The 13,609-nt window shown below is 60.0% G+C and carries 12 protein-coding genes; 6 read left to right on the plus strand and 6 right to left on the minus strand.

Annotated features, from left to right (window positions below; genetic code table 11):
• Positions 1–196: 196 nt before the first annotated feature.
• Both typA and thiI read right to left on the minus strand, forming a co-directional pair.
• Positions 197–2,017, minus strand: coding sequence for a translational GTPase TypA (gene typA / locus QMX97_RS28850; protein ID WP_058423717.1), 1,821 nt, complete (start codon positions 2,015–2,017; stop codon positions 197–199).
• Between the two features lie 139 nt (positions 2,018–2,156).
• A complete protein-coding gene (thiI, locus tag QMX97_RS28855; RefSeq protein WP_106805397.1) occupies positions 2,157–3,611 on the minus strand; it encodes a tRNA uracil 4-sulfurtransferase ThiI in 1,455 nt (484 codons plus the stop codon).
• 334 nt (positions 3,612–3,945) lie between these two features.
• Here thiI and glnA point away from each other — a divergent pair, with 334 nt between their 5' ends.
• The 4 genes from glnA to ntrC all read left to right on the plus strand — a co-directional run bounded on the left by glnA (position 3,946) and on the right by ntrC (position 8,925).
• The gene (gene glnA, locus QMX97_RS28860; protein ID WP_065899824.1) at positions 3,946–5,352 is read left to right on the plus strand and encodes a type I glutamate--ammonia ligase; all 1,407 of its coding nucleotides are present in this window, start codon (positions 3,946–3,948) and stop codon (positions 5,350–5,352) included.
• A gap of 179 nt (positions 5,353–5,531) precedes the next feature.
• Entirely contained in the window at positions 5,532–6,068 is a 537-nt protein-coding gene (locus QMX97_RS28865; protein WP_120447419.1) for a chorismate mutase, read from the plus strand.
• Between the two features lie 338 nt (positions 6,069–6,406).
• Positions 6,407–7,492 (plus strand): nitrogen regulation protein NR(II), encoded by a 1,086-nt coding sequence (glnL, locus tag QMX97_RS28870; RefSeq protein WP_016979130.1) that lies wholly within the window; start codon positions 6,407–6,409, stop codon positions 7,490–7,492.
• Positions 7,489–8,925 (plus strand): nitrogen regulation protein NR(I), encoded by a 1,437-nt coding sequence (gene ntrC / locus QMX97_RS28875; RefSeq protein WP_008435682.1) that lies wholly within the window; start codon positions 7,489–7,491, stop codon positions 8,923–8,925. The genes glnL and ntrC overlap by 4 nt, the downstream gene beginning before the upstream one ends.
• A gap of 625 nt (positions 8,926–9,550) precedes the next feature.
• Here the strand turns inward: ntrC and QMX97_RS28880 are convergent.
• Positions 9,551–9,991, minus strand: coding sequence for a hypothetical protein (locus QMX97_RS28880; RefSeq protein WP_282398032.1), 441 nt, complete (start codon positions 9,989–9,991; stop codon positions 9,551–9,553).
• Between QMX97_RS28880 and QMX97_RS28885 the strand changes: the two genes are divergently transcribed.
• Positions 9,990–10,445, plus strand: coding sequence for a tRNA (cytidine(34)-2'-O)-methyltransferase (locus QMX97_RS28885; protein ID WP_010563141.1), 456 nt, complete (start codon positions 9,990–9,992; stop codon positions 10,443–10,445). The two genes, QMX97_RS28880 and QMX97_RS28885, sit on opposite strands and share 2 nt — an antisense overlap.
• 195 nt (positions 10,446–10,640) lie before the next feature.
• Here QMX97_RS28885 and secB read toward each other — a convergent pair whose 3' ends face one another.
• From secB to QMX97_RS28900, 3 genes are read right to left on the minus strand one after another with little or no spacing between them, the layout of a single operon-like run.
• Positions 10,641–11,120 carry a protein-export chaperone SecB gene (secB, locus tag QMX97_RS28890; RefSeq protein WP_065899817.1) on the minus strand — a complete coding sequence of 160 codons (480 nt, stop codon included), beginning with the start codon at positions 11,118–11,120 and terminating at the stop codon, positions 10,641–10,643.
• 39 nt (positions 11,121–11,159) lie between these two features.
• Positions 11,160–11,414 (minus strand): glutaredoxin 3, encoded by a 255-nt coding sequence (grxC, locus tag QMX97_RS28895; protein ID WP_065899814.1) that lies wholly within the window; start codon positions 11,412–11,414, stop codon positions 11,160–11,162.
• Between the two features lies 1 nt (position 11,415).
• Positions 11,416–11,829 carry a rhodanese-like domain-containing protein gene (locus QMX97_RS28900; RefSeq protein WP_065899812.1) on the minus strand — a complete coding sequence of 138 codons (414 nt, stop codon included), beginning with the start codon at positions 11,827–11,829 and terminating at the stop codon, positions 11,416–11,418.
• Positions 11,830–11,980: 151 nt separating this feature from the next.
• Here QMX97_RS28900 and gpmI point away from each other — a divergent pair, with 151 nt between their 5' ends.
• Positions 11,981–13,507: a 2,3-bisphosphoglycerate-independent phosphoglycerate mutase gene (gpmI, locus tag QMX97_RS28905; RefSeq protein ID WP_106805400.1), complete on the plus strand. Its 1,527-nt coding sequence runs from the start codon at positions 11,981–11,983 to the stop codon at positions 13,505–13,507.
• The last annotated feature ends 102 nt before the right edge of the window (positions 13,508–13,609 follow it).

Here is a 13,609-nt window from a genome sequence, read left to right on the forward strand (position 1 = left end):
GGGCTGCGCAGCAGCCCAAAACCCAAACACCTCGGTTTGCCTGAAACAACGCACCGATTCCTGGAGGGGCCGCTTCGCAGCCCAACGCGGGGCAAGCCCGCTCACCACAAAAGCCGCCGGCGCCCCCACTAAGCAGGCATAAAAAAACGCCCCCGGCCTTTCGACCGGGGGCGTTTTTCATTCAGCCTGAGTTAACTCAGTTCTTGGCTTTCTTGGCAGCGCGGGTACGCTCACCTTCGTCCAGGATCTTCTTACGCAGGCGGATCGACTTCGGCGTCACTTCGCACAGCTCGTCGTCCTGGATGAATTCCAGGGCCTGTTCCAGGGTGAAGCGAACAGGTGGAACCAGGGCGATGGTTTCGTCTTTACCCGAAGCACGCATGTTGTCGAGCTTCTTGCCTTTGGTTGGGTTGACGCCCATGTCGTTGTCACGGCTGTTCAGACCAACGATCTGGCCGTTGTAGATCTCTTGACCGTGTTCAACGAACAGCTTGCCACGCGCCTGCAGGGTTTCCAGGGAGTAGGTCAGTGCCTTGCCGGTTTCAACCGATACCAGAACACCGTTCTGACGGCCGGACATGTCGCCGGACTTCATGGTGTCGTAGCGATCGAAGATCGAGGTCAGGATGCCAGCACCGTTGGTCAGGGTCAGGAACTGGTTACGGAAACCGATCAGACCACGAGCAGGGATGTTGTATTCCAGACGTACACGGCCCTTGCCATCCGGCACCATGTTGGTCAGGTCGCCCTTACGCAGGCCCATCTCTTCCATGACCTTGCCCTGGGATTCTTCAGGGGTGTCGATGGTCACGTTTTCGAACGGTTCCTGCTTCACGCCGTCAACCTGACGGATGATCACTTCAGGACGACCAACGCCCATTTCGAAGCCTTCGCGACGCATGGTTTCGATCAGTACCGAGAGGTGCAGCTCACCACGGCCGGAAACCTTGAACTTGTCAGCCGAGTCGCCTTCTTCAACGCGCAGAGCAACGTTGTACAGCAGCTCTTTGTCCAGACGCTCCTTGATGTTACGGGAGGTCACGAACTTGCCTTCTTTACCGCAGAATGGCGAGTCGTTTACCTGGAAGGTCATGGAAACGGTTGGCTCGTCGACGGTCAGGGGCTTCATCGCCTCGACAGCGTCCGGGTGGCACAGGGTGTCGGAGATGAACAGCGAGTCCATACCGCTGATGCACACGATGTCGCCAGCAGCCGCTTCTTCAACGTCGATGCGGTGCAGACCGTGGTGACCCATCAGCTTCAGGATACGACCGTTGCGCTTCTTGCCGTCGGCGCCGATAGCGACAACCGGGGTGTTCGGCTTGACGCGACCACGAGCGATACGGCCAACGCCGATAACACCCAGGAAGCTGTTGTAGTCCAGTGCGGAGATTTGCATCTGGAACGGACCGTCACGGTCAACAGCCGGCGCAGGTACGTTGTCGACGATCGACTGGTACAGCGGGGTCATGTCTTCAGCCATGTCGGTGTGGTCCAGACCGGCAATACCGTTCAGGGCCGAGGCGTAGACGACTTTGAAGTCCAGCTGTTCTTCGGTGGCACCCAGGTTGTCGAACAGGTCGAAGATCTGGTCCAGAACCCAGTCCGGACGCGCGCCTGGACGGTCAACCTTGTTGATGCACACGATCGGACGCAGGCCGGCTTCGAACGCCTTCTTGGTCACGAAACGGGTTTGCGGCATAGGGCCGTCTTGAGCGTCAACCAGCAGCAGAACGGAGTCAACCATCGACATTACGCGTTCTACTTCGCCGCCGAAGTCGGCGTGGCCCGGGGTATCCACGATGTTGATGTGGTAGCCGTTCCAGTTGATAGCGGTGTTTTTTGCCAGGATGGTAATACCGCGCTCTTTTTCCTGGTCGTTGGAGTCCATCACGCGCTCGTCGTTGAGCTCGTTGCGCTCCAGGGTGCCGGATTGACGCAGGAGTTTGTCTACCAGGGTGGTTTTACCATGGTCAACGTGAGCAATGATGGCGATGTTACGTAGATTTTCGATCACTTGTGTATCTCGATCAGAGGATTCGGTGTGCTGACAGGTCGTGGCAGCGATTAACAGTAGAGTCAGGCCTTGCCGTTACAGCTTGACGGCAGAGTCGGGGGGCCGGTGACGCAGGCCACAGGCAAACAGCCCCGGGCTCTTAGCTCGGTCGATAAACGCGCACATTGGCATACCCCTCACTGAGCAAATGGTGAGCATGCAGGCGACTCATCACGCCTTTGTCGCAATACAGCAGGTACTGACGGCTGTTATCCAGTTCCTTGAAACGCGCGTTCAATGCATAGAACGGCAGCGTTTGTACGTCGATGCCGGCGATCTCCAGCGGCTCATCTTCAGCGGCATCCGGGTGACGGATGTCGACGACGATCTGGCCGGCCAGGGCTTCGCTGACTTCTTCGATCTGCACATCCTGGCCCAGTTCATCAATGACACGATCGATCGGGACCAGCTTGGCGTTCTCGAGCGCACGCTCCAGAATCGCCATGTCGAATTCTTTTTCTTCATGCTCCACGCGATGACGCTTGGCGTGGGTCTTGGGGTTCACCGAGATGACCCCGCAGTACTCGGGCATGTGCTTGGCAAAGTCGGCGGTGCCGATCTGCTCTGCCAGGTCGATGATGTCCTGCTTGTGGCTGGCGATCAGCGGGCGCAAGACCAGCTTCTCGGTGACACAATCGATGATCGACAGGTTCGGCAGCGTCTGGCTGGACACCTGGGAGATCGCTTCACCGGTCACCAGCGCGTCGATCTGCAATTGATCGGCGATTCGGGACGCAGCGCGCAACATCATACGCTTCAATACTACGCCCATATGACTGTTATCGACTTTGCCGAGAATTTCGCCCAGCACTTCCTCGAACGGCACGCTCACAAATAGCACGCGCTGGGAGCTGCCGTACTTCTTCCAGATAAAATGCGCGACTTCCATCACGCCCAATTCGTGTGCACGCCCGCCCAGGTTAAAGAAGCAAAAGTGGCTCATCAGGCCGCGGCGCATGATCTGGTAGGCCGCCACCGTGGAATCGAAACCGCCGGACATCAGCACCAGGGTCTGTTCCAGGGCGCCCAGCGGGTAGCCGCCGATGCTGTCGTGCTGGCTATGGATCACAAACAACCGTTGGTCGCGAATTTCCATGCGCACTTCAATTTGCGGCGCCTTGAGGGAAATTCCGGCTGCGCCGCACTCGCGACGCAGCTTGCTGCCGACGTATTTTTCGACATCCATGGAGCTGAACGGGTGCTTGCCGGCACGCTTGCAGCGCACCGAAAAGATCTTGCCTTCCAGCGCGCTGCCGTAGTGCTGCTTGCACTTTTCGGTGATGTCGTCGAAGTCGCCCAGCGGGTACTCGTCGACCTGCAGGAAATGCGCGATGCCCGGCATGCAGCTCAGGCGCTCAGTCATATCCTTCAAGGCTTTGGCGTCGGTTACGCGGGTTTCCAGCTCGAGGTTGTCCCACACGCCGTTCACCACCACAGCCGGGTCCAGATCGCGGAGCACGGCACGGATGTTCTTGGCCAACTGACGGATGAAACGCGTCCGTACCGGTCGGCTCTTGATGGTGATCTCGGGGAAGACTTTAACGATTAATTTCATGGAAACAGCGCGCGCAGGGCCTGCCGAAAAAGGGGGGCGCGGATTATAGCGGAAATCGCTCAAGGTTTAACCAGTTAATATGCATCAGCCGCTTCACGCACCAAAACGGGTCATTTATAGAAATTAACGCTACATTGCAGTGCGCTATTTATTCCGTTTCAGCGGATTGCACCTTTATAGGGGCCATTTTGAAGCAAAAAGGCCATGTTGGCGCACTGGCATGCAATTTGCTCTCTTGTGAGGCAGGTTGCCATGGCGGAGTATCCGCGCCGGCATCACCCACATTCTAAGGGCTAACTCCACTACCCCAGCCCGAAGCCACCCGGAGGACACCATGTCGAAGTCGGTTCAACTCATCAAAGATCATGACGTTAAATGGATTGATCTGCGCTTCACGGACACAAAAGGCACTCAGCACCACGTGACCATGCCGGCTCGCGACGCGCTGGATGATGCTTTCTTCGAAGAAGGCAAAATGTTCGACGGCTCCTCCATCGCCGGCTGGAAAGGCATCGAAGCTTCCGACATGATCCTGATGCCGGACGACAGCACTGCCGTGCTGGACCCGTTCACTGAAGAAGCCACCCTGATCCTGGTGTGCGACGTGATCGAGCCTTCGACCATGCAGGGCTACGACCGCGACCCACGTGCGATCGCCAAGCGTGCCGAGGAATACCTGAAGTCCACCGGTATCGGTGACACCGTATTCGTAGGCCCAGAGCCAGAATTCTTCATCTTCGACCAAGTCAAGTTCAAGTCCGACATCTCCGGCTCGATGTTCAAGATCTACTCCGAACAAGGTTCGTGGATGTCCGACCAGGACGTGGAAGGCGGCAACCATGGCCACCGTCCAGGTATCAAAGGCGGCTACTTCCCGGTTCCACCGTTCGACCACGACCACGAAATCCGTACCTCCATGTGCAACGCCATGGAAGACATGGGCCTGGTCATCGAAGTGCACCACCACGAAGTGGCCACTGCCGGCCAGAACGAAATCGGTGTGAAGTTCAACACCCTGGTTGCCAAGGCTGACGAAGTTCAGACCCTGAAGTACTGCGTACACAACACTGCCGTGGCCTACGGCCGTACCGCTACCTTCATGCCTAAGCCACTGTACGGCGATAACGGTTCGGGTATGCACGTTCACCTGTCCATCGCCAAAGAAGGCAAGAACACCTTCGCTGGCGAAGGTTATGCCGGCCTGTCCGACACCGCCCTGTACTTCATCGGCGGTATCATCAAGCACGGTAAGGCCCTGAACGGCTTCACCAACCCGTCGACCAACTCCTACAAGCGTCTGGTCCCAGGTTTCGAAGCACCAGTGATGCTGGCCTACTCGGCTCGCAACCGTTCTGCCTCGATCCGTATTCCTTACGTGTCCAGCCCTCGCGCTCGCCGTATCGAAGCACGCTTCCCGGATCCAGCAGCCAACCCGTACCTGGCCTTCGCTGCCCTGGTAATGGCCGGCCTGGACGGTATCCAGAACAAGATCCACCCTGGCGACGCCGCCGACAAAAACTTGTACGACCTGCCGCCTGAAGAGGCCAAAGAGATCCCACAAGTGTGCGGCAGCCTGAAAGAAGCCCTGGAAGAGCTGGACAAGGGCCGTGCGTTCCTGACCAAAGGCGGCGTATTCAGCGACGACTTCATCGATGCCTACATCGAGCTGAAAAGCGCAGAAGAAATCAAAGTACGCACCTTCGTACACCCACTGGAATACGAGCTGTACTACAGCTGCTGATCCGGTAGCGCTGCGTAACGTGGCGTGATGAAAAAGACCTCCTTCGGGAGGTCTTTTTTTTGCCTGCACATCATGAAAAATGCAGGCGCGGGCTCGCGCGTGATTGCGCCGCATCCAGTACCTGTTGTATTGACTGACACTGCCATCGCGGGCAAGCCCGCTCCCACAGGAGATCGCCTTTGAAGCTTCGACTTGCCTCTGTCCTATTATTTATCAGCGCCAATGCACTCGCCGCCCCACCGACCTTGGAGCCTTTGCTCAACAGCATCGCCGAACGCCTGGAGATTGCCGATCAGGTCGCGCTGAGCAAGTGGGACAGCAAAAAGCCCGTGGAAGACAAGAAGCGCGAGCAAGAAGTGATCGCCAGCGTCATCGCCCAGGCGCCAACCTACAAGCTGGCGCCCGCCGCGGCCGAGCAGTTTTTCTCGGCGCAGATCGAAGCGAACAAACTGGTGCAGTACACCCATCTGTCCGACTGGCAGTTCCAGGGCAAGGCGCCGGACGATCCGCGACCGGACCTGGTCAAGCAGATCCGCCCGAAACTGGATGAACTGCAAAAACGCCTGCTGCAGCAACTCGCCGACTTCACCCCGCAGCGCACCGACGCGCAGTGCCCGCAATGGCTCGCCTCAGCCGTGCACGAGCCACTGAATGATCCGCTGCGCCAACTGGCAATGATCCGCGCCACCGCCGAGCTGTGCATCCACAAAGGCTAAAAGCTGCAAGCCCATCAAAACTGTGGGAGCTGGCTTGCCTGCGATAGCGCAGGCAAGCCAGCGCCTCCATGCGCGCAACCTTTCAAGTCATCCCCTCACTTCCTGAACAACCTTCACAAAACCGCACTATATTGGTGCGATAGGCTGCACCCTTCCCACCTGTCCAGCCCATTTTGGTTCGATTCTTCCCGATCAAGCTGGCAGAACGCCACAGTTTCGCGCCTAAAACCCCTATTTCAGGGCTTTAACGCTTCTTTTCGGAGCCTTGGTTTGGTTTTTGCATTTTCCTTGTATCAGCGTGTGCCTCAAGCCCGCGCCATGCTCCAAAAGAGGTCCTGATGACCATCAGCGATGCACTGCACCGTTTGCTACTCGACAACCTGACCACCGCGACCATTCTGCTCAATGACGATCTGCGCCTTGAGTACATGAACCCGGCGGCGGAGATGCTCCTGGCCATCAGCGGCCAGCGCAGCCATGGGCAGTTCATCAGCGAGCTGTTCACCGAATCGGCCGAAGCCTTGAGCTCGTTGCGCCAGGCGGTGGAGCAGGCACACCCGTTTACCAAGCGCGAGGCGATGCTCACGGCCCTGACCGGCCAGACGCTGACCGTCGACTACGCCGTGACCCCGATCCTGAGCAACGGCGCCACCCTGCTGCTGCTCGAAGTCCACCCCCGCGATCGCCTGCTGCGCATTACCAAGGAGGAAGCGCAGTTGTCCAAGCAGGAAACCAGCAAGATGCTGGTGCGCGGCCTGGCCCACGAGATCAAGAACCCCCTCGGCGGGATTCGCGGCGCGGCGCAGCTGTTGGCCCGTGAGCTGCCGGACGAAAACCTCAAGGACTACACCAACGTCATCATCGAGGAAGCCGACCGCCTGCGGAACCTGGTGGACCGCATGCTCGGCTCCAACAAGCTGCCGTCGCTGGCGATGACCAACGTGCACGAGGTGCTGGAGCGTGTCTGCCAACTGGTCGAAGCCGAAAGCCAGGGCTGCATCACCTTGGTGCGCGACTACGACCCGAGCATTCCCGACGTCTTGATCGACCGCGAGCAGATGATCCAGGCAGTGCTCAATATCGTGCGCAACGCCATGCAGGCCATCAGCAGCCAGAACGAACTGCGCCTGGGCCGCATCAGCCTGCGCACCCGTGCCCTGCGCCAATTCACCATTGGCCACGTACGCCATCGCCTGGTGACCAAGGTCGAGATCATCGACAACGGCCCGGGCATTCCTGCGGAACTGCAGGAAACCATTTTCTTTCCCATGGTCAGCGGCCGTCCGGACGGTACCGGGCTGGGCCTGGCCATCACCCAGAACATCATCAGCCAGCACCAGGGTCTGATCGAATGTGAAAGCCATCCTGGCCACACCACGTTCTCGATCTTTCTGCCTCTGGAACAAGGAGCCCCATCGACATGAGCCGTAGTGAAACTGTCTGGATCGTCGATGACGACCGTTCTATCCGCTGGGTCCTCGAGAAAGCCTTGCAACAGGAAGGCATGACCACCCAGAGCTTCGACAGCGCCGACGGGGTGATGAGTCGCCTGGCTCGCCAGCAGCCGGATGTGATCATCTCCGACATCCGCATGCCCGGCGCCAGTGGCCTGGACCTGCTGGCACGGATCCGCGAGCAGCACCCGCGCCTGCCAGTGATCATCATGACCGCGCACTCGGACCTGGACAGCGCTGTCGCGTCCTATCAGGGCGGTGCTTTTGAATACCTGCCCAAGCCGTTCGATGTGGACGAGGCGGTGGCGCTGGTCAAGCGCGCCAACCAGCACGCCCAGGAACAGCAGAACCAGGAAGCGCCACCCGCCCTGACCCGCACCCCGGAAATCATCGGCGAAGCGCCGGCGATGCAGGAAGTGTTTCGCGCCATCGGGCGTTTGAGCCACTCCAACATCACCGTGCTGATCAACGGCGAGTCGGGTACTGGTAAAGAGCTGGTGGCCCATGCCCTGCACCGTCACAGCCCACGGGCCGCGTCGCCGTTCATTGCCTTAAACATGGCGGCGATCCCCAAGGACCTGATGGAGTCCGAGCTGTTCGGCCATGAAAAAGGTGCCTTCACCGGCGCAGCCAACCTGCGTCGCGGACGCTTTGAACAGGCCGACGGCGGCACGTTGTTCCTCGACGAAATCGGCGACATGCCGGCCGACACCCAGACGCGCCTGCTGCGTGTATTGGCAGACGGTGAGTTCTACCGCGTCGGCGGGCACACGCCGGTCAAGGTCGACGTGCGTATCATCGCCGCGACGCACCAGAACCTGGAAACCCTGGTGCACGCGGGCAAATTCCGTGAGGACTTGTTCCACCGCCTCAACGTGATCCGCATCCATATTCCGCGGATGTCGGACCGTCGTGAAGACATCCCGACCCTCGCCCGCCACTTCCTCAGCCGCGCCGCCCAGGAGCTGGCCGTCGAGCCGAAGCTGCTCAAGAGCGAGACCGAGGAATACCTGAAGAACCTGCCGTGGCCAGGCAACGTGCGCCAGCTGGAGAACACCTGCCGCTGGATCACGGTGATGGCTTCCGGGCGCGAAGTGCACATCAGCGACCTGCCGCCGGAGCTGTTGAGCCTGCCACAGGACTCGGCGCCGGTGACCAACTGGGAACAGGCGCTGCGCCAATGGGCCGACCAGGCCCTGGCTCGCGGCCAGTCGAACCTGCTGGACAGCGCCGTACCGGCCTTCGAGCGAATCATGATCGAAACCGCCCTGAAACACACCGCCGGCCGCCGCCGCGATGCCGCCGTGCTGCTGGGCTGGGGCCGCAACACCCTGACGCGCAAGATCAAGGAGTTGGGGATGAAGGTCGATGGCGGGGATGATGACGAAGGTGATGAGGCCTGATCACTCATCCCTGATCCACTGAAGATCTAATGTGGGAGCCGGGCTTGCCCGCGATGGCGCTGTGTCAGTCACTGGATGTATCGACTGACACAGCGCCATCGCAGGCAAGCCAGCTCCCACATTTGTTTTGTACCAGACTAACGACTGTGCACCGCTTCAATGCACCATGAACCGGCATCGGGCACGTATACCAAGCGCAAAACAGCCGCCTGATTAAGAAAAAACCAAATCGCAAAAACACCAAAGCCCCGTATTCCGGGGCTTTGCGCTTTTTGGCAATTTTTTTTGGCATACATTGCAAACTCTGGCACGCGCCCTGCAATAACCCTTGTACTACCCAGTTTCGGGGACCTTGGTACAGGCAGGCCGAGAATCCCCTCTTTACACCCGGGGTGCTTGATGCGAATCGCGTCGCGCTCCACACCGCTTTGGGGAACCTCGGTACAGGCAGGCCGGGGATTCCCTCTTTAACACCGAAGCCGTAATGGCTTCACCCCGTTTTGGGAGCCCTGGTACAGGCAGGCCGGGAACTCCCTTCTTTACACCCGGGGCTTATGTGGCACAGCGCCCATAGCCCCAGCCCGTTTTGGGGACCTTGGTACAGGCAGGCCGGGGATTCCCTCTTTTATTGCTCTTGGAGATGGATCTCCAGCCGCCAGCGTCCATCGGCCTTCTCCCCTTTCCACTCCCCGCGCAATGGCCGAGCCGCCACCAGGTTCAGCAGCAAGCCGCCATCGGTCTTGCGCACGCGCCAGTTCACATCCTTATCGTTGACCTTGAGTTGCCCACCGGCCGCCTTGCCTTGCGCATCAAACAGCAGCGCCACGGTGCCATCAACCAACTCGCCGTGCAGCTTGGGTTCGCTGTTGAACCACACCACCACGCCGTCTGCCACTGTCTCGATCTGCTGCAATTCGACCGGGTCAGGGGTGGTCAGGCGGCCGATCATCAGGCCGATCATGAGGCCAACAATCGCCAACGAGCCCATGACCTTCGGGAATAGCTTCGGCCTGGGGTCTTCTTCAGGGGTAGAATGCAGCGCATCTTTGCCTTCGGAGCCGTGCATGTTTCACGTCATCCTTTTTCAACCAGAAATTCCGCCGAATACCGGCAACGTTATCAGGCTGTGCGCCAACAGTGGCTGCCACCTGCATTTGATCGAGCCGCTGGGCTTCGACATGGACGACAAGCGCCTGCGCCGCGCCGGCCTGGACTACCACGAGTATGCCACCCTGCAGCGCCACGCCGACCTGGCCAGCTGCCTGGAAAGCCTGGGCCATCCACGCCTGTTCGCGTTCACCACCAAGGGTTCGCGGCCGTTCCATGACGCCAGCTTTGCCGAAGGCGACGCCTTCCTGTTCGGCCCGGAAAGCCGCGGCCTGCCGGCCGAGGTGCTCGACGCCCTGCCCGACGGCCATCGCCTGCGTTTGCCGATGCGCGAGGGCTGCCGCAGCCTGAACCTGTCCAACACCGTGGCCGTCGCGGTTTACGAAGGCTGGCGGCAATTGGGGTTCAAGTAACACCCAAAACAAAATGTGGGAGGGGCTTGTGTGGCAACCGGGCTTCTGTGGGAGCCGGGCTTGCCCGCGATGCAGGCACCTCGGTGTCTCAAAAACACCGTGGTGACGCTATCGCAGGCAAGCCAGCTCCCACAGAAAACCGGCTCTCACACAAGCCCGCTCCCACATTGGATCGGCGTCGTTGCTCAGAACAGCTTACTGAACCGTTGGCGAGCCTTCCTGTTGCATGCGCTGCAGCTCTTGGGCGTACAGGGCATCGAAGTTCACCGGCGCCAGCATCAGTGCCGGGAACGAGCCACGGGTGACCAGGCTGTCCAGGGTCTCACGGGCATACGGGAACAGGATGTTCGGGCAGAACGCGCCCAGGGTGTGGCTCATGGACGCTTCGTCCAGGCCCTGGATCAGGAAGATGCCAGCCTGTTGCACTTCAGCGATGAAGGCCACTTCTTCGCCGTTCTTGACGGTCACCGACAGGGTCAGCACGACTTCGTGGAAGTCGCCTTCCAGTGCCTTTTGGCGAGTGTTCAGGTCCAGCGCAACGCTTGGGGTCCATTCCTGACGGAAGATCGCCGGGCTTTTCGGCGCTTCGAACGACAGGTCGCGCACATAGATACGCTGCAACGAGAATTGTGGGCCTTGAGCTTCTGCTGCTTCGGTGTTCTGTTGGTCAGTCATCTCAGATCCTTGATCTTGGGGTCTTTTAGGGGTTGGGAGTCAGACGAGCAGCAGCGCATCGAGTTTACCCGCGCGCTCCAGGGCGAACAGGTCATCGCATCCACCGACATGTTTGGCGCCGATCCAGATCTGCGGCACGGACGTGCGCCCCGCCTTCTGGGCCATTTCGGCGCGCACCTGGGGCTTGCCGTCGACCTTGATCTCTTCGAAGGCAACACCCTTTTTCTCCAGCAAGGCCTTGGCCCGCATGCAGTAAGGGCACCAATCGCTGGAATACACGACAACCTGGCTCATATCACTTCACCAGCGGCAGGTTATCGGCCTTCCAGCTGCCGATACCGCCGGACAGTTTGGCGGCGGTAAAACCGCTCTTGAGCATCTCGCGGGCGTGGGTGCCGGCGTGCTGGCCTTGGGCGTCGACCAGGATGATGGTCTTGGCCTTGTATTTTTCCAGCTCGGCCAGGCGCGCGATCAGCTTGTCCTGCGGAATGTTCAGGGCGCCAACGATATGACCGGCGGCAAATTCCTTGGCCGCACGGATATCCACGACAACGGCCTCATCCTTGTTGACCAGCGCGGTCAGCTCCGACGTGCTCAGGCTGCGGCCACCGCGGCTCAATTCATGAGCGATCAGCAGCGCCAGCAGGATGACGAAGGCACCCGCGAGCAGGTAGTGGGCAGTGGCAAATGCAATCAGGTGATCAACCATCAAGGAGGTTCCAGGGCGTTAAAATGGCGGTAAGTATACACAGCCGCCAAGGGGGGCCAACCCCCGTAAAGCGGTGACGTGGTCGGAACTTCGCTTTAAACTGCCACTCCCTTTTCAATTGTCTTCCTTTATTAACGCCGCGAGAGGATCTATGACTACTACGCCTAAACCTTTGGTCCTGATAATTCTCGATGGCTTTGGACACAGTGAAAGCCACCACGACAACGCCGTATACGCGGCCAGGAAGCCCGTGCTCGACCGCCTGGTCGCCACCGTTCCCAACGGCCTGATCTCCGGTTCCGGCATGGACGTGGGCCTGCCGGATGGCCAGATGGGCAACTCGGAAGTCGGCCACATGAATCTCGGCGCCGGACGAGTGGTCTACCAGGACTTCACCCGCGTGACCAAATCGATCCGCGATGGCGACTTCTTCGAGAACCCGACCATCTGCGCAGCAGTCGATAAAGCCGTCGCGGCCGGCAAGGCCGTGCACTTCATGGGCCTGCTCTCGGACGGCGGCGTGCACAGCCACCAGGACCACCTGATCGCGATGGCCGAGCTGGCCTTCAAGCGCGGCGCCGACAAAATCTACCTGCACGCCTTCCTGGACGGCCGCGACACTCCGCCGAAAAGCGCGCAATCCTCCATCGAGCTGCTTGACGCCACCTTCGCCGCCCTGGGCAAGGGCCGCATTGCCAGCCTGGTCGGCCGTTACTTCGCCATGGACCGCGACAACCGCTGGGACCGCGTGGCACAGGCCTACAACCTGATCGTCGACGGCCAGGCCGAATTCAACGCCGCCACCGCCCAGGAAGGCCTGGAAGCCGCCTACGCGCGTGGCGAGAGCGATGAATTCGTCAAGGCCACCACCATCGGCGAGCCGGTGAAAGTCGAAGACGGCGACGCCGTGGTGTTCATGAACTTTCGCGCCGACCGTGCCCGCGAGCTGAGCCACGTCTTCGTCGACGCCGGTTTCAAGGACTTCGAACGCGCGCGCCAGCCGAAAGTCGAATTCGTGATGCTCACCCAATACGCCGCCAACATCCCGGCCCCGTCGGCTTTCGCCCCGGGCAGCCTGGAAAACGTGCTGGGCGACTACCTGGCGAAAAACGGCAAGACCCAGCTGCGGATCGCCGAAACCGAGAAGTATGCCCACGTGACCTTCTTCTTCTCCGGCGGGCGCGAAGAGCCGTTCCCGGGCGAAGAGCGCATCCTGATCCCGTCGCCAAAGGTCGCCACCTACGACTTGCAGCCGGAAATGAGCGCGCCGGAAGTCACCGACAAAATCGTCGACGCCATCGACAACCAGCGTTATGACGTGATCGTGGTCAACTACGCCAACGGTGACATGGTCGGCCACAGCGGCAACCTCGAAGCTGCCACCAAGGCGGTGGAATGCCTGGACCTGTGCGTCGGCCGCATCGTTGACGCGCTGGAAAAAGTCGGCGGCGAAGCGCTGATCACTGCCGACCACGGCAACTGCGAGCAGATGTCCGATGAATCCACAGGGCAAGCCCACACTGCCCACACCACCGAGCCAGTGCCGTTCATCTACGTCGGCAAGCGCGACCTGAAAGTGCGCGAAGGCGGCGTGCTGGCGGACGTGGCGCCGACCATGCTGAAGCTGATGGGGCTGGAGAAACCGAAAGAGATGACCGGCACTTCGATCCTGGTCTAAGTTTCGGATACACCACAAAGCAGTATGGGAGCGGGCTTGCCCGCGATAGCGGCAGATCAGCAGACATTTATATGGCTGATCCAACGCCATCGCGGGCAAGCC

This window comes from Pseudomonas sp. PS01298 (assembly GCF_029959745.1).
GTDB lineage: Bacteria > Pseudomonadota > Gammaproteobacteria > Pseudomonadales > Pseudomonadaceae > Aquipseudomonas > Aquipseudomonas aylmerensis.